Source organism: Rhizobium sp. 768_B6_N1_8, assembly GCF_051811225.1.
Lineage (GTDB): Bacteria > Pseudomonadota > Alphaproteobacteria > Rhizobiales > Rhizobiaceae > Rhizobium.
The window spans coordinates 272,338-287,032 of sequence record NZ_JBPWPV010000001.1 but is presented as its reverse complement, the minus strand read 5'-3'; the positions used below and the strand labels follow the sequence as shown (position 1 = coordinate 287,032).

The 14,695-nt window shown below is 59.3% G+C and carries 17 protein-coding genes; 1 reads left to right on the top strand and 16 read right to left on the bottom strand.

Annotated elements, in window-relative coordinates; translation table 11 throughout:
• Positions 1–53 precede the first annotated feature (53 nt).
• The 3 genes from AB8B33_RS01430 to AB8B33_RS01420 all read right to left on the bottom strand — a co-directional run bounded on the left by AB8B33_RS01430 (position 54) and on the right by AB8B33_RS01420 (position 3,318).
• Positions 54–962 carry a flagellin N-terminal helical domain-containing protein gene (locus AB8B33_RS01430; RefSeq protein WP_439014095.1) on the bottom strand — a complete coding sequence of 303 codons (909 nt, stop codon included), beginning with the start codon at positions 960–962 and terminating at the stop codon, positions 54–56.
• 253 nt (positions 963–1,215) lie between these two features.
• Positions 1,216–2,127: a flagellin N-terminal helical domain-containing protein gene (locus AB8B33_RS01425; RefSeq protein ID WP_439014094.1), complete on the bottom strand. Its 912-nt coding sequence runs from the start codon at positions 2,125–2,127 to the stop codon at positions 1,216–1,218.
• A gap of 282 nt (positions 2,128–2,409) precedes the next feature.
• Positions 2,410–3,318 (bottom strand): flagellin N-terminal helical domain-containing protein, encoded by a 909-nt coding sequence (locus tag AB8B33_RS01420; protein WP_439014093.1) that lies wholly within the window; start codon positions 3,316–3,318, stop codon positions 2,410–2,412.
• 403 nt (positions 3,319–3,721) lie between these two features.
• Between AB8B33_RS01420 and AB8B33_RS01415 the strand changes: the two genes are divergently transcribed.
• Positions 3,722–5,641 (top strand): O-linked N-acetylglucosamine transferase family protein, encoded by a 1,920-nt coding sequence (locus AB8B33_RS01415; RefSeq protein WP_439014092.1) that lies wholly within the window; start codon positions 3,722–3,724, stop codon positions 5,639–5,641.
• A 103-nt stretch (positions 5,642–5,744) separates the two neighbouring features.
• Here AB8B33_RS01415 and fliP read toward each other — a convergent pair whose 3' ends face one another.
• The 13 genes from fliP to flgF form a co-directional block, all read right to left on the bottom strand.
• Positions 5,745–6,482, bottom strand: coding sequence for a flagellar type III secretion system pore protein FliP (fliP, locus tag AB8B33_RS01410; protein WP_007816083.1), 738 nt, complete (start codon positions 6,480–6,482; stop codon positions 5,745–5,747).
• Positions 6,479–6,982, bottom strand: a complete 504-nt coding sequence (locus AB8B33_RS01405; RefSeq protein WP_439014091.1) for a flagellar basal body-associated FliL family protein — start codon at positions 6,980–6,982, stop codon at positions 6,479–6,481. Before AB8B33_RS01405 ends, fliP begins: the two co-directional genes overlap by 4 nt.
• Before the next feature lie 12 nt (positions 6,983–6,994).
• The gene (flgH, locus tag AB8B33_RS01400; protein WP_007816086.1) at positions 6,995–7,708 is read right to left on the bottom strand and encodes a flagellar basal body L-ring protein FlgH; all 714 of its coding nucleotides are present in this window, start codon (positions 7,706–7,708) and stop codon (positions 6,995–6,997) included.
• Positions 7,705–8,244, bottom strand: a complete 540-nt coding sequence (locus tag AB8B33_RS01395) for a MotE family protein (RefSeq protein ID WP_439014090.1) — start codon at positions 8,242–8,244, stop codon at positions 7,705–7,707. The genes flgH and AB8B33_RS01395 overlap by 4 nt, the downstream gene beginning before the upstream one ends.
• Positions 8,241–9,362: a flagellar basal body P-ring protein FlgI gene (locus AB8B33_RS01390; protein WP_007816089.1), complete on the bottom strand. Its 1,122-nt coding sequence runs from the start codon at positions 9,360–9,362 to the stop codon at positions 8,241–8,243. The genes AB8B33_RS01395 and AB8B33_RS01390 overlap by 4 nt, the downstream gene beginning before the upstream one ends.
• Positions 9,359–9,841, bottom strand: a complete 483-nt coding sequence (gene flgA / locus AB8B33_RS01385; protein WP_439014089.1) for a flagellar basal body P-ring formation chaperone FlgA — start codon at positions 9,839–9,841, stop codon at positions 9,359–9,361. Before flgA ends, AB8B33_RS01390 begins: the two co-directional genes overlap by 4 nt.
• A gap of 16 nt (positions 9,842–9,857) precedes the next feature.
• The gene (gene flgG / locus AB8B33_RS01380; RefSeq protein ID WP_310378844.1) at positions 9,858–10,646 is read right to left on the bottom strand and encodes a flagellar basal-body rod protein FlgG; all 789 of its coding nucleotides are present in this window, start codon (positions 10,644–10,646) and stop codon (positions 9,858–9,860) included.
• Between the two features lie 19 nt (positions 10,647–10,665).
• Complete coding sequence (locus AB8B33_RS01375) at positions 10,666–11,007, bottom strand: flagellar hook-basal body complex protein FliE (protein ID WP_310378846.1); 342 nt, start codon at positions 11,005–11,007, stop codon at positions 10,666–10,668.
• Positions 11,007–11,426: a flagellar basal body rod protein FlgC gene (flgC, locus tag AB8B33_RS01370; protein WP_113012948.1), complete on the bottom strand. Its 420-nt coding sequence runs from the start codon at positions 11,424–11,426 to the stop codon at positions 11,007–11,009. Before flgC ends, AB8B33_RS01375 begins: the two co-directional genes overlap by 1 nt.
• Before the next feature lie 4 nt (positions 11,427–11,430).
• Complete coding sequence (gene flgB / locus AB8B33_RS01365; RefSeq protein WP_132652652.1) at positions 11,431–11,823, bottom strand: flagellar basal body rod protein FlgB; 393 nt, start codon at positions 11,821–11,823, stop codon at positions 11,431–11,433.
• 170 nt (positions 11,824–11,993) lie between these two features.
• Positions 11,994–12,536, bottom strand: a complete 543-nt coding sequence (locus AB8B33_RS01360; RefSeq protein ID WP_439014088.1) for a flagellar protein — start codon at positions 12,534–12,536, stop codon at positions 11,994–11,996.
• A gap of 2 nt (positions 12,537–12,538) precedes the next feature.
• On the bottom strand, positions 12,539–13,939 hold the full coding sequence (gene fliI, locus AB8B33_RS01355; protein WP_439014087.1) for a flagellar protein export ATPase FliI: 1,401 nt from the start codon (positions 13,937–13,939) through the stop codon (positions 12,539–12,541).
• A 15-nt stretch (positions 13,940–13,954) separates the two neighbouring features.
• Entirely contained in the window at positions 13,955–14,689 is a 735-nt protein-coding gene (gene flgF, locus AB8B33_RS01350) for a flagellar basal-body rod protein FlgF (RefSeq protein WP_439014086.1), read from the bottom strand.
• Between the last annotated feature and the right edge of the window lie 6 nt (positions 14,690–14,695).

Here is a 14,695-nt window from a genome sequence, read left to right as displayed (position 1 = left end):
CCAGGCTGCCGCAAGTTGGCGGCGCAAGGTTTGATCCAGCTTCAACCGGTGGCTTAGCTGCGGAAGAGCGTAAGGACGTTCTGAGCGCTGGAATTTGCAATCGAGAGGGACTGGATCGCCAGCTGCTGCTGCGTCTGCAGTGCCGTGAGCCTGCTCGATTCCTCTTCCATGTCGGCGTCGACGAGACGACCGACACCCGAGTCGATCGAGTCACCAAGGGCCGCGACGAAGTTTTCCTGCAGCTCGATGCGATTGGAGATGGAGCCGAGCTGAGAAGCTGCCTTCGTCATTGCCTCCAGGCCCGATTCGATTGCCGTCAGTGCCATAGCGATTTCCGTCTGGCCAAAAGAGGTGATGTTCATGGTGTAGATCGAGCCGATCGTGCCGTTGGAGCTGCCGATAATGCCGGTGCTCGAATCGATGGTGCCGGTCGTGGTCATGCCGAACAGGACGTTACCATTGGAAGCCGCATCCAGGACATAGTCGGTCGTCTTGACCGAGACATTGCCGTTGCCGTCGCGGACGAAGGTGGAAACAACACTCTTCGTCGTGTTGCCTGCAACCCAGTTTTCGCCGGAGAAAGAAGCCGACTGGGAGATGCTCATGAGCTGCGCCTGGAGCTGGCTGATTTCTTCCTGCACCTTGGTCTTGTCGACACCCTTTTCAGTTGCGGCGACGATCTTGGACTTGATTTCGCTGACGACGTCGATGGCGTTGTCCATGGCAGTGTAGGCCGTATCGACCTTTGCAGCACCGAGGCCGAGAGCGTCGGAAACAGCCGAGAGGGCCTTGTTGTCCGAACGCATGGTCGTTGCGATGGACCAATAAGCTGCGTTGTCTGCTGCCTTTTCAACGCGATAGCCGGAAGATACGCGAGCTTGAGTATCCTGAAGATTGTTGCTGATACCGCGGAGGGTCTGGAGGGCGGCCATAGCCGCGACGTTCGTCAAAATGCTTGTCATGAAATGATTGCCCCTTGCTGGCAGGCGTTAATAAAAGGGACATTCCGGAATAGCGCCCGGGAACGACGATCAGCCTTCATGCCTGTTAACCCGTTCTTAAATTTGGTTAACTCGCCGTCTCGTTGAGACGCAGATGACAGCAATATGGTTAATCAATCGTTAACGGAAATTAAAAAAGCCGCGCTCCATCGAAGCGCGGCTTGATTTCGATAGGACCCGCCGGTCACCCGGCGGGCTATGTTTCGCGATCCTATTAGCCGCGGAAGAGCGACAGGATGTTCTGCGAAGAGGAGTTGGCGATCGAGAGCGACTGGATCGCGAGCTGCTGCTGCGTCTGCAGAGCAGAGAGCTTGGAGGACTCTTCTTCCATGTTGGCGTCGACGAGGCGGCCGATACCGGAGTCGATCGAGTCGCTCAGGGAGTTGACGAAATCGTCCTGCATCGTGATGCGGGTGGAGATCGAACCGAGCTTAGCACCGGCAGAGGTCATCGACTTCAGGGCGTTTTCGACGTTGGTCAGGGCGAGACCGAGGTCGGCGCTGGTGAGGTTGGTGATGTCGAGCGAGTAGACCGAACCGATCGTACCGTTGCTGGAGCCGAGGATACCTGTGGAGGTTTCGATTGCACCGGTCGTGGTCATGCCGAACAGAACGTTGCCGGCCGAAGCGTTCGACAGGACGTAGTCGGTCATCTTGACGGAAACGCCGTTCGAACCGTCACGAACGAAGGAGGAAACAACGCTCTTCGTGCCGTTGACACCGGCAACCCAGTTTTCACCGGAGAAGGAAGCCGACTGAGCGATGCTCACCAGCTGGTCCTGCAGCTGGTCGATTTCTTCCTGGACCTTCTTCTTGTCGACGCCGTTTTCAGTCGCGGCAACGATCTTTGCCTTGATTTCGCCGACGACGTCGATGGCGCTGTCCATGGCGGTGTAGGCGGTGTCAACCTTGGCAGCGCCGAGGCCGAGAGCGTCGGAAACGGCCGAGAGGGCCTTGTTGTCCGAACGCATGGTCGTTGCGATCGACCAGTAAGCAGCGTTGTCGGAAGCCTTGCCGATGCGGTAACCGGAGGACACATGATCCTGGGTCTTGTTGAGGCCCTGGTTGATGCCACGCAGCGTCTGGAGAGCTGCCATTGCAGCATTATTGGTGTTGATGCTCGTCATAGTTTGATTGCCCCTTGTTGGCAGACGTTAAATAAAGGGACATTCCGGATTTGGGCCGGCCCACAGCGATCAGCATCATGCCTGTTAACCATTCTCGTTAAGGTTAACTCGCCGTTTCGATGGGCCTAGAAAACAGCAAGATGGTTAAGGAAAACTAAATTCGAAAACGAAATTTCGTAAAAATATCTGATACTTAGAAGCGTTTCCATTAACCTTATGTTAAAACATTCGAGGCCGGGGTTACCCGGCCTCGACGTTTTTCGCGATATGGCTGAGCCGCTATTAGCGGAAGAGCGACAGGATGTTCTGCGAAGAGGAGTTGGCGATCGAGAGCGACTGGATCGCGAGCTGCTGCTGCGTCTGCAGAGCAGAGAGCTTGGAGGACTCTTCTTCCATGTTGGCGTCGACGAGGCGGCCGATACCAGAGTCAAGCGAGTCGCTGAGCGCGCTGACGAAGTCGTCCTGCATCGTGATGCGGGTGGAGATCGAACCGAGCTTAGCACCGGCAGAGGTCATCGCCTTCAGGGCGTTTTCGACGTTGGTCAGGGCGAGGCCGAGGTCGGCGTTGGTGAGGTTGGTGATGTCGAGCGAGTAGACCGAACCGATCGTACCGTTGCTGGAGCCGAGGATACCTGTGGAGGTTTCGATTGCACCGGTCGTGGTCATGCCGAACAGAACGTTGCCGGCCGAAGCGTTCGACAGGACGTAGTCGGTCATCTTGACGGAAACGCCGTTCGAACCGTCGCGAACGAAGGAGGAAACAACGCTCTTCGTGCCGTTGACACCGGCAACCCAGTTTTCACCGGAGAAGGAAGCCGACTGAGCGATGCTCACCAGCTGGTCCTGCAGCTGGTCGATTTCTTCCTGGACCTTCTTCTTGTCGACGCCGTTTTCAGTCGCGGCAACGATCTTTGCCTTGATTTCGCCGACGACGTCGATGGCGCTGTCCATGGCGGTGTAGGCGGTGTCAACCTTGGCAGCGCCGAGGCCGAGAGCGTCGGAAACAGCGCCGAGGGCCTTGTTGTCCGAACGCATGGTCGTTGCGATCGACCAGTAAGCAGCGTTGTCGGAAGCCTTGCCAACGCGGAAACCCGTGGAAACGTGGTTCTGCGTGCTGTTGAGGCCCTGGTTGACGTTGCGCAACGTCTGGAGTGCTGCCTGGGCGGAATTGTTCGTGTTAATGCTCGTCATAAGTGTGTCCCCTAGAAAACTAGATACAAAAAAGGAGGACATACCGGACTATAAATACCGGCGATGACGGACCAGCTTCATGCCACTCGGTGCCTTTGTTTCTTGGCCCAAACCCGTCATGTCCAGGGCAATCTCGCAGCGAATACTTGCCAACTTCTTAAAAGCGGAGCTCCCGGCCAAGCCGCTCCAATTGCATGGTTAATGTTGTTTGAATTCGTCTTCGAAACCGCAGCTTTCCCGGAAAGCGAGCATTCAGCCGCACCGGTTTCAAGCAAGCTTCGAATGCCAGTGTGGCAGAAGCCGGGATAGTATCGTCGGGTAACCTGCATTCTGCGGGACGGCCTGATTGCGCGCCCCGTCGATCACCATTTCATGCCGGAACATTTCCTCACGGAGTTAGGTTTTGAACAGCAAAGTTTCGTTCTCGGCGGCATCCCGGGATTATCAGGCAGGCCGCTATACACAATCCCTGGCGACGCTCAACCAGCTCATCGATACCCAGAAGGACGCCAAGACCTACGCTCTCCTGGCCAAGAACCTGCTGCAACTGGGCTTCAAGACCGATGCTGCCAAGGCCTATGGGCTGGCGGCCGATTGCGCCGGGCAAGGCGCGTTCGAATTCCTGAAGACCGCCGCCAAAATCCACCTTGAGGCCGGCAACGAGGACGAAGCTCTTCTGATTGCGATGCGTAATCTCAGCAAGGCGCAGGAAGATCCGGAACTTGCCTTCATTATCGCGTCGATCTATCTGCGCCGGCAGCGGCGCGATCTGTTGCGCCCCTTCAAGAAGGTCCTGTCCGAGAGCCAGAATCCGGAGCATGCACGCCTTGCCGCACTGCTGCTCAACGACGACCTCATGGACGAAACGAACCAGACGCTCGCCCGTAACCTCTTCCGGCGCTACCCGGGCAATCTTGCCTTCCGCTTCCTCTATCTCGTCTGCGTACGCGAATTCAACGAATTCGACGAAGCGAACAAACATCAGATGCCTATCGACGCCGCACTCGCCAAAAACGACATTGATATGCTGAGGAAGGACAACCCCTTCTATCACCTGCATTGGTGCGGCAACGAGGATTATAACCGCTACGCGACCATCGGCACGAAGCCGCTCGACGCGGCCCGCGTGGCCTACCGGCGCGGCCTGCCGCATAGGTGGTCCGACAAAATCCGTATCGGTTACATGTCCTCGGATTTCTGGGACGCCCATGCCACGATGAAGCTGCTGCAGCGCGTCCTCGAGCTTCACGATCGCAATCGTTTCGAAATTACGCTCTTCGATCACACGCAGCCCGAATACCTGGAGAAGAACAAGGCCGATCGCAGCCGCTGGGGCAAGGTCGTCGATGTCTACGGCCAGTCCGACGAAGCGATCCTGAAGGCCGTCCGCGCCGAAAATATCGACATCATGGTCGACCTCAAAGGTCATACGTCCGGAAGCCGCGCCTCCTCCTTCAATTTGCCGCTAGCGCCCATCCATGTCGCCTGGCTGGGTTTCCCCGGCAGCACGCTCAATGTCGATCTCGACTATGTAATCGGCGATCACTCGGTGCTGCCTGACCTGGCCAAGCCTTTCTACCACGAGAAATTCCTGCGCATGCCGGAGAGCTATCAGCCGAACGATCCGGCGAACCGCCCGCAGCCGCAGCCGGTCACGCGCGAACAGCTTGGCCTTCCGGAAAACGCCTTCATCTTCGCATCCTTCAACGGTAACCGTAAGATCACCCCGCAAGTGGTCGACAGCTGGTGCCGGATCCTCAAGCGTGCGCCCGATAGCGTGCTCTGGCTGATGGCGAACACGGCTCGTAACATGGAAAATCTGCTCGAGCGCTTCCAGGCCGGCGGCATATCGCCGAAGCGGATCATCTTCTGCCCGCGTGCGCCTTATGAACAGCACATCAGCCGTCAGCAGGCGGCAGATCTCGGTATCGATACTTTCCCCGTCAACGGTCACACCACGACTTCGGAACAGCTCTGGGGCGGCCTTCCCGTCCTGACGATGAAGGGTACCAATTTCGCCTCGCGTGTCAGCGGGAGCCTGCTCAGGGCTATCGACCTGCCGGAACTCGTCGCCGACGATCTCCAGGCCTACGAGGATCTCGCCGTCGAGCTCGCACTCAACCCGGAACTCGTCGCCGGCTACAAGAAACATCTGCAGGAAAAGCGTTACATCGCGCCGCTCTTCGATGCCGAACGCTTCTGCCACCACCTCGAACATGGCTACGAGATGATCGCCGAGCGCGCCAAGCAGGGCCTCGGCCCTGATCATATTGACGTCCCGGCACTGCCGCCGCGCACCGAGCCCTTCGGTTCGAATAGCTAAGGCGCTCAGACACATTCAGCAACATAAAACCCGCCGGAGCGATCCGGCGGGTTTATGTTTGCGAGAGGAAGAAAGTACGCGACGGCGCTCCGCCTTTGCCCCGTCAGCTGAAGGAGCGCACGAGACTGCCGACCAGAAGGTTCCAGCCGTCGATCAACACGAAGAAAAGGATCTTGAACGGCAACGAGATCGAGGTTGGCGGCAGCATCATCATACCCATCGCCATGGTAATCGTTGCAACGATCAGGTCAATGACGAGGAAGGGCAGGACGATGAGGAAGCCGATTTCGAAACCGCGCCGGATCTCCGAGATCATGAAGGCGGGAAGGAGGATGCGGTAGTCGATCGGCTCGGTCGTCTGGATATTCTGGCCGCGCTCGCGGGCCAGATCGGCAAAGAGCGCCAGATCCTTGTCGCGGGTATTGGCAGACATGAAGGTGCGGAACGGCTCGGCAATGCGCTGAACTGCCGTTGCCTCATCGATCTGGTTGGCAAGCAGCGGCTGAACGCCGTCCTGCCAGGCCTTATCGAAGGTCGGCGACATGACGTAGAAGGTCATGAACAGCGAAAGCGAGAGAAGGATCATGTTCGAGGGCGTCGAAGACAGGCCCATGCCCGAACGCAGGATCGAAAAGGCAATGATGAAGCGCGGGAAGCTCGTCACCATGATGAGGATACCCGGCGCGACCGAAAGCACGGTCAGCAGGCCGAATGTCCTGATGATCCAGGCGGCGACAGAGCCGTCGACCGGGATATTCAACAGATCAGTCGGCAGCTGCTGGGCTACCGCCAGTTCCGGCACCGCCATCATGGCGGCAAGGAAAACTATAAGTCGAATCATTCGATGACAAAGGTCCTGAACATGACCTTCGATACGCGCCCTTGAGAGCGAAGGTCAACACGTTCCTGGATGTCATCCTTGAGATATTGAAAGCCGCGCGGCCCTTCGATCTGCTGAAGGGAAATGGTCCTGACATAAGCGAGGATATCCTGGTGAATATCCTCGGCGACCTTGACATCCGGCGGCCCGTTGAACATCAGCGCCACCTCGAGTCGGATCCAGTTTTCCGAGGGATAAGCGAGGTTCGAGGTGACCGGATCGAGCAGCACAATGTTGTTGGCTTCGTTCGCGATTTTCGGAAGACCGCCCTCGGCCTTCTTCTTGGCCTCGGCCTCTTTCGCCTGTTCAGCCTCTGTAGCACTGCGGATGTTCGGGGCCACCATGTTGCCGACCGCCCAGCCGCCGCCGGCGCCGACGAGCGTCAGCACGGCAAGGCCGATGATCGTCATCACCATGCCGCTCGACTTCTTTTTGCCTTCGCCTGTTTCGTTGTCTGCCATCTTGGTTCAGCCTCAAAGCGGCGAGAAGAGATCGACGGCCTGCTGGCCGCGCGGCGGCTGCTGCACTTCCATCAGGCGGCCACGGCCACCATAGGAAATGCGGGCTTCGGCGATCTTGTCGTAGGAGATCTGGTTGTCGGAATTGACGTCCTGCGGACGCACGATGCCGGCGACGTTAAGGATACGCAGTTCCTGGTTCAGGCGAACTTCCTGCGAACCGCTGATAACCAGGTTGCCGTTTTCGAGAATGCCGGTGACAACGGCGGCAACCAGAAGGTTGAGCTTATCGGTACGCTCGATCTTGCCCTTGCCGTCCGTGCTCGTGTCGGAACCGTAGGTCAGATCCGTCTTGGACTGCGGCGTCCAGCCGAAGACCTGGGCGTTGACATCCCAGTTCATGCCGCTCGAATTCTTGCGGCTGCGATTGGTCTCGTTGTCGAAGGATCCCTTGTCATTGATCTGGATATCGACTGTCAGGATATCGCCGACGTTGAGAGCGCGCGCATCCTTGAAGAGCGCGGCCTGCGAATCGCTCCACAGTGAATAGCCCTGGGCTACCGCACGCGGCTGCTTCGGATAGAGCCCCATCTGCGGCGTCTGGCCATAGGCAAGACCGCTGCCGATCGGGCTCATGGCAGGCGCGCGGCCGATCTCGTTGACTGCCGTGGACTGGCAGCCTGCAAGGAGTGCGACGGCGACAATCACAGCCGGTAAACGCTTATTCATGAAGGATCCTTCGAGGTATTGGGATCAGATGCACTTGCAATGATACCGGCGATTTTGGCGGCCTTGGTGGAATCCATCTCGTTCAGGATCAGGCTCGACTGACGCGGCCCGAGCCGCATGATGACGGCCGCGGCCAGTTCGGGTCTGACATCCTGCAGTTGCAGCGCTGCGGCATCCGGCTTCATCTTCTTGTAGATATCCGTCAGGCCGGCCTCGGCCTGTTTGAGGAAATCATCACGCCGCTTCAGCCAGTCCTGGTATTCCGCCTTGCGCTTGTCCATCTCGGCGACGCGGCTGTCGATATCAGCACGCAGCTTCTCGAGCTCCTGCTTCTGCAGGAGATAGCGCTGATCGCGGGCCGGATCGGCGATATTCGTGCAGAACTGCTTGACCTCGTCCGTCGAGGTGATGTCGCCTGCCGGCGCCACCTCCTGGGCGAAGGCGCCGGGAATGGAAAGCAGCACGAGGCCTGCGGCCGGCAATGCCAGCCGGCGCAACAGTTCGACGATCGAGTTCTGGTTCGTGATCTTGCTCATTGCAGCACAAGCTCCGCCTGCAGGGCGCCTGCAGATTTGATGCCCTGGAGAATGGCGATGATGCCATCCGGCTTGACACCGATATTGTTGAGACCGGCAACGAGAGTGCGCAGGTCAGGACCGTCGATAATAGCGACCCGTCCGCCCGTTTTCTGCGCCTGGATATCCGTCTGCGGCTGGACAGCGGTCTCACCGCGCGAGAAGGGCTCCGGCTGGATGATCTGCGGCGTTTCGGTTACCTGCACTGTCAATGTGCCATAGCTGACGGCGACCGGCGAGACGCGAACATCCGAACCAATGACGATCGTGCCGGTGCGTTCGTTGATGACGACCTTGGCCGGCGTGTCGGTCTCGACCACGAGGTTTTCGATATCGGCCATCAGGCGCGTAAGATCGGCTTCGCGCGGCTTCTCGATGACGACTTCCTGCGAATCCTTAGCTTCCGCGACCGGACCGCCAAAGCGTGCCTTTGCGTAGCCGTTGACGATATCAGCAATGCGGATCGCGGTGGAAAAGTCCGGGTTGCGGAGCTGCAGGACGAGATTGACCGAATCCTTGAAGCGGGACGGCAGCTCGCGCTCGATGATGGCGCCACCCGGTACACGGCCGGCCGTCGTCACACCCTCAGTCACGGTCGCGGCCTGTCCTTGAGCCTGAAAGCCAGTGACGACGGCGGCGCCCTGGGCGACGGCATAGATCTGGCCGTCGGCGCCCGACAGCGAGGTCATGATGAGCGTACCGCCACGCAGCGAGGTCGCATCGCCGAGCGAGCTGACCGTCACATCGATTCGGCTGCCGGGGCTTGCGAAAGGCGGCAGGTTGGCGGTGACCATGACGGCCGCGGTATTCTTGGCGTTCGACTGGCTGCCCTGCGTGGAGATGCCGAGGTTCTGCAGCATCGCGCGCATGGACTGCTCGGTGAAAGGCGAAGCACGGAAACCGTCGCCGGTTCCCTGCAGGCCGACAATAAGACCGTAGCCGATGAGCTGGTTGTCGCGGCCGGCCTGAAGCGAGGCAATGTCCTTGATACGGGACGTCAGCGCCCATGCAGGCGCGACATCGGTCAGGCTCATCGCCAGAACCGCAACCAGGCTCAGGATACGAAAGAAGAACTTCATTTTGCCCTCACATGGACCGTACCGTCGGCGAGCACGGTGCCGCTGACGATGACGCCGGAATCCATATTGCGTGCACGGATCATCTGGCCGGTCGCACCATCTTCAAGAGGCGAGCCGGCAGCGGAAATGGTCATCTGACCAAGCTGGAAGACCAGGCGGATATTGGAGCCGCGCGTGACCGTATAGGGCTCGCGCAGGGCGGAGATCGAAATCGTCCGCCCCGGCAGGAGCGTGCGCTTGGAAACCAGACCCTCGACCTGGGAGACCGACTTTGCATAGTCTCCGGCGAGGTTGGGATTGGTGACCTCGACTTCCTGAAGCTGAGCGCTCGAAATCGTGTCGCCGGGATAGATGATCGTCGTGGGGACAACGGCATAACCCATGCCGGCATCCGCTGCTGCCGGCATGATCATGCCAGCGATTGCGATCGTGGCCGCAGCCACCCATCCTTGGATGTGTCCTGCCCGGCGAAACATCATGTTCGGCCCTTCCCTCTTACTTCAGGTTCTTGCTGACGATGGATGCCATTTCATCAGCTGTCGTGATCACCTTGGAATTCATTTCGTAAGCGCGCTGGGCCGATATCAGCTCGGTGATTTCCTTGACCGGATCGACGTTCGAGGATTCCAGGTAGCCCTGCTTGAGGTAACCCATATTATCCTCGTCAGGATTGCCAATGACCGCTTCGCCGGATGCCGGCGTTTCCTGGAAGAGGTTGTCGCCAATCGGCTGCAGGCCTGCCTCGTTAACGAAGTCGGCGAGCGTAAGCTGGCCGAGAGTGGTCGGAGTGGTCTGGCCGGGCAGCTTGGCGGTGATTTCGCCGGAGCGGCTGATCGTCAGCTCGGTGGAGCCCTGCGGGATAGTGACGCCGGGGATGACTTCATAACCGTCGATGTTGACGAGCTGGCCCTGATCGTTCTTGTTGAGCGCACCGGCACGGCTATAGAGCGTCGTACCGTCCGTCGACTGGATCTGGAAGAAGCCCTTGCCGACGATTGCGACGTCGAGGTCGTTGCCGGTCTGGGTCAATTCGCCCTGGAGATGCAGGTTGCGCACGGCCGAGGTCTGGACGCCGAGACCGATATTGGCGCCTTCGGGAACGACAGCCTGGTTGGCGCGGTTGGCGACACCCTTGGCGCGTTCGGTCTGATAGAGAAGGTCGGTGAACTCGGCGCGGGCGCGCTTGAAACCGGTCGTATTGATGTTCGCGATGTTGTTCGCGATGACTTCCAGGTTAGTCTGCTGGGCATCCATGCCCGTTGCTGCAATGGCGAGCGCTCTCATGTGTTCGTCCTCAAATCAGTTACATCTGCATCTTGGTGACTTCGAGGAAGGCCGAGACGACCTTGTCGCGAATGGCGATTGCAGTCTGGAGCGTCTGCTCCGCCTGCAGCATGGAATCGACGACCTCGCGCGTCGAGGCCGTACCCTTGATGCCGGCAAAGGACATGTTTTCCGCGCCCTTCAGGCTGCTGACGGCTTCGGTCGCCATGTTGCCCATGACGGAGGCGAAGCTCAGGCCGTTGGAAACGCCGGCCGCAGCAGATGAGGTTGCGGTCGAAGAGGAGGCGGAATTTTCGGTGTCGATGGCGCCGAGGGCGCGGGTCATCGAGAGATTGCTTACGTTCTGTACGCTGCTGATCATTATTGTCCGCTCTTCAGGAGATCGATCGTCGAGGAAATGAGGTCGCGAGTCTGCTTGATCGTCTGCAGATTGGCGTCATAGGAACGGTTGGCTTCGCGCATGTCGGCCATCTCGATCAGGATGTTGACGTTCGGCATCTTGACGATGCCCTTCTCGTCCGCAGCCGGATTGCTCGGATCATATTCCTTGGTGAAATCGCCTTCGTCAGTACCGATTTTCTTGACGTTGACGGTCTCGACGCCGCTGGTGCGATCCAGTTGCTGGCCGAAGGTGATGGTCTTGCGGCGATAAGGATCGGCACCGGGTGTGTCGCCTGTCGAGCGGGCGTTGGCGATGTTTTCCGAGACGATACGCAGACGTGTCGACTGCGACTCGAGCCCGGAACCTGCGATTTTCATTGCTGCTGAAAGCGGATCCATGAGGCTACTTCCTTACGGTCATCAACATCATTCGATGAAAGGAACTGACGAGCGAGGTATTCAGGTCGTACTGACGCTTGATCTCGCCGGACTTGGAGAGTTCTTCGGCCACACCGACGGTGTTGCCGGATTCCTGAACGCCGATTTCCTGGTCGAGCGCGGCATCCTTCACGTCAATGTCACCGCTCGTGCTGAAATCGTTGCCGCTCAGGTGCATCGGATTGGTGCGCGTCATGGTGACGTCCGACTGGTCGAGCACAGCCTGAAAAGGCGTCACATCCTTCGCCCGAAATTTCGGCGTGTTTGCATTCGCGATGTTGCCGGCAACAACCTCCTGACGAATCGTCAGCCATTCCGCCTGCTTTGAAGCCAAGTCGAAAAGTTGAATCGGTTGCATGAGAACTCTCCGTTTTTACTAGGCCGAACCTAGGGCGGTAATCTTGCGTGGGACTTACGGTAAATGCGGGCTTTACAAGCCATTCTTCGAGATTACTTGCAGACAGCGACCATCCGCCGCCCGGTCGTTGCTCCGACAGGGCCTCACAGCGATTCGTCCTCTTGCCTGAACTAGTTGTTCTGGTAGATCTCACCCTTGGAAGTAACGATCACCCACTTGCCGTCGCGCTGTTCCAATGTGGCAAGGCGGCTTTCGTCAGGCAGGATCGAGCCGACGCGCACGACATACATGCCCGAAGGATCTTCAATGAGCGCCCGGCCGTTGGCCACGTGCAGCAAACGGAAAGAGCCTTTGCCGGGGAAGGGCTGATCCTCCATCGAGGCGTCGCCACTGCGCTCCTTGCCGAGCTCGGAAACGGTTGCCGTCGTCATATTGTCGATCGGTGGGACTTTCTTGCCTTCATCGTTCTTGTTGACCATGGCGAGCGGTGAAACGCTGAAGACGTTGCGCGCCGGCCAGTTCGGCAATTCACGAGAGGCATTGCTATCGGCGACGCTGATGCCGAACTTGTCCGCGTTGAAGAAGACATACCAGGGGAAGAAGGCGGAAGCGCCGGCAAGTGCCAAACCCAAAAAGGTCAGCGCGCGGTCGAGCAGCACTCCCTTGTTACGCTCTTTCAGCGCGGCGATCCGTTCGTCTTCGAAATCGGCCATGATCAGGCCCTCCTTTGAATAGGCGCACTCGGAGTCGGTACGCCGGCGGCGGCCTTGAGAGCACCGGCAAGATCGGCGAAGGCATCAAGCGATTCGCGGTCTCCCGGAGATTGTTTCAGGACGTCATAGATGATCGGTACCTGCTTGACCGCCATGTCGAGATCGGCATCGGCGCCGGGACGGTAGCCGCCGATAAGGCGCAGGTCGCGCGTTTCCTCGAAGCGGTGGATCAGCACCTTGAGGCGGGAAACCAGCTTCTCCTGATCCGGAGTCCAGGCCTTGCGGGCAAGACGCGAGATGGATGCGAGCGGATCGATTGGCGGGTAGCGCCCCTCCTCCGCCAGGCTTCGCTGGAGAACGATGTGACCGTCGAGAATACCGCGAGTGGAGTCGGCGATCGGGTCGTTATGATTGTCGCCATCGACGAGGATGGAGATGATCGCGGTGATGGTGCCTGCACCTTCCGGACCGGGACCGGCGCGCTCCAGAAGACGCGGCAGCTCGGTGAAGACGGACGCCGGATAGCCGCGCGCGATCGGCGGCTCGCCCGAGGCGGTCGCCACCTCGCGGATGGCATGGGCGAAGCGCGTCACGCTGTCGACGATGAAGAGAACGTTTTCGCCCTTGTCGCGGAAGTGCTCAGCGATCGTGACCGCCGTCAGCGGCGCCATCTTGCGCAGCATCGGGCTCTCGTCGCTGGTGGCAACGACGGCAATCGCCTTCTTCATATTGGTGCCGAGCGTATCCTCGATGAATTCGCGGACTTCGCGACCGCGTTCGCCGACCAGCGCGATCACCACCTTGTCGAAGGCGTCGGCACGGGCCAACATCGACAGCAGCGTCGACTTGCCGACGCCGGAGCCGGCGAAAATGCCGAGACGCTGACCGAGGCAGAGCGGCGAGAAGATATCGATTGCGCGCACGCCGGTCTTGAAGCCGTTTTCGACGCGCTGCCGCGTCATCGAAGGCGGCGCAGTGTTCGAGATCGAACGGCGGTCCAGGCCTTCGGTGATCGGGCCGAGACCGTCGATCGGCTCGCAGAGGGAATTGATGGTGCGGCCGCACCAGCTGTCTGACGGAGATATACGGAAGGCACCCTTGCGGATGACGATGTCATGGATGCCGATCGGCTCGCCCGGTTCGATCGGGCAGACGTAAACCAGGTCCGGCTCTACCCTGACCACTTCGCCAAGATGGACACCCGTCGCGGATTTATGCGCCACGAACTCGCCAAGCCGCACATGCCGGGAAAGGCCGCGGACGGTATAGTGGCCGGCGGCGATGGTGTGCACGCGACCGCCATGGGTCACGGAGAATTCCGGCGACGTGTAGCGCTTTGCAAGGTCGCCGAGATGTGTGAGCTTCGGCGAGAGCGCGTCCTCGGTCAACAGGGTGGTGTTCATGCTTCACACCCTGCCTTAGCGGCTGCCGCCCAGCGTCTGAACCGCTTCCTTGAAGGAGTCTTCGCTGTCGCGCATCAGCGACGACACGCTATCGAAAGCGCGATTCACCTCGATCAGCTGCGTCATCTCGTGCATCGCATTGACGTTGGAGTTTTCCAGATAGCCCTGCTCGACACCGACATTGAAGCGGTCGACGACGGCGCGCGGCTGCTCGGTCGTCATGATGCCGCTGTTTTCGTAGCGCAGGTAACCCTTGCTGATATCGGCTTCGAAGAGGCCGAGTGAACCGACCTGGCGGTCATTCTGATAGATGATGCCATCAGTGCCGACCTTCGGCTCGCCGCCGGCGGTGTTGAGCACGATCGGCGCACCGCCTGCATCGAGAACCGGATAGCCGCGGATGGAAACCAGCTCGCCGGTATCCCGCATCGTGAAGCGGCCGTCCCTCGTCAGAACGCGGCCGGCGGGCGTATCGAGAGAGAACCAGGCATCGCCCTTGATGGCGAAGTCGAGCATGTTGCCGGTGTGCTGCATTTCGCCGTGAGTGGTGTCCAGGTAGTCGTTGCCCTGGGAGACGAAGGCGACCTTGGTGTTCGTCTTGTTCTCGTTGTTCGCCAACATTTCATCGAACTTTACCTCAGTGCCGCGAAAACCGGTCGTGTTCACGTTGGCCATATTGTCGGCGATCGTCGTCAGGCGTTTCTCGAGAGCCATCTGCGACGACAGGGAAACGTAAAGACCGGATTGCATGTCGGT

What these genes read in the sequence shown, in the direction of transcription:
- AB8B33_RS01430 (WP_439014095.1), bottom strand. Translation starts at nt 962, where the DNA reads ATGACAAGCATTTTGACGAACGTCGCGGCTATGGCCGCCCTCCAGACC.
- flgF (WP_439014086.1), bottom strand. Translation starts at nt 14,689, where the DNA reads ATGCAATCCGGTCTTTACGTTTCCCTGTCGTCGCAGATGGCTCTCGAG.
- AB8B33_RS01390 (WP_007816089.1), bottom strand. Translation starts at nt 9,362, where the DNA reads ATGAAGTTCTTCTTTCGTATCCTGAGCCTGGTTGCGGTTCTGGCGATG.
- flgA (WP_439014089.1), bottom strand. Translation starts at nt 9,841, where the DNA reads ATGATGTTTCGCCGGGCAGGACACATCCAAGGATGGGTGGCTGCGGCC.
- AB8B33_RS01425 (WP_439014094.1), bottom strand. Translation starts at nt 2,127, where the DNA reads ATGACGAGCATCAACACCAATAATGCTGCAATGGCAGCTCTCCAGACG.
- AB8B33_RS01405 (WP_439014091.1), bottom strand. Translation starts at nt 6,982, where the DNA reads ATGGCAGACAACGAAACAGGCGAAGGCAAAAAGAAGTCGAGCGGCATG.
- fliP (WP_007816083.1), bottom strand. Translation starts at nt 6,482, where the DNA reads ATGATTCGACTTATAGTTTTCCTTGCCGCCATGATGGCGGTGCCGGAA.
- flgG (WP_310378844.1), bottom strand. Translation starts at nt 10,646, where the DNA reads ATGAGAGCGCTCGCCATTGCAGCAACGGGCATGGATGCCCAGCAGACT.
- flgC (WP_113012948.1), bottom strand. Translation starts at nt 11,426, where the DNA reads ATGGATCCGCTTTCAGCAGCAATGAAAATCGCAGGTTCCGGGCTCGAG.
- AB8B33_RS01395 (WP_439014090.1), bottom strand. Translation starts at nt 8,244, where the DNA reads ATGAGCAAGATCACGAACCAGAACTCGATCGTCGAACTGTTGCGCCGG.
- AB8B33_RS01420 (WP_439014093.1), bottom strand. Translation starts at nt 3,318, where the DNA reads ATGACGAGCATTAACACGAACAATTCCGCCCAGGCAGCACTCCAGACG.
- AB8B33_RS01375 (WP_310378846.1), bottom strand. Translation starts at nt 11,007, where the DNA reads ATGATCAGCAGCGTACAGAACGTAAGCAATCTCTCGATGACCCGCGCC.
- AB8B33_RS01360 (WP_439014088.1), bottom strand. Translation starts at nt 12,536, where the DNA reads ATGGCCGATTTCGAAGACGAACGGATCGCCGCGCTGAAAGAGCGTAAC.
- flgB (WP_132652652.1), bottom strand. Translation starts at nt 11,823, where the DNA reads ATGCAACCGATTCAACTTTTCGACTTGGCTTCAAAGCAGGCGGAATGG.
- flgH (WP_007816086.1), bottom strand. Translation starts at nt 7,708, where the DNA reads ATGAATAAGCGTTTACCGGCTGTGATTGTCGCCGTCGCACTCCTTGCA.
- fliI (WP_439014087.1), bottom strand. Translation starts at nt 13,939, where the DNA reads ATGAACACCACCCTGTTGACCGAGGACGCGCTCTCGCCGAAGCTCACA.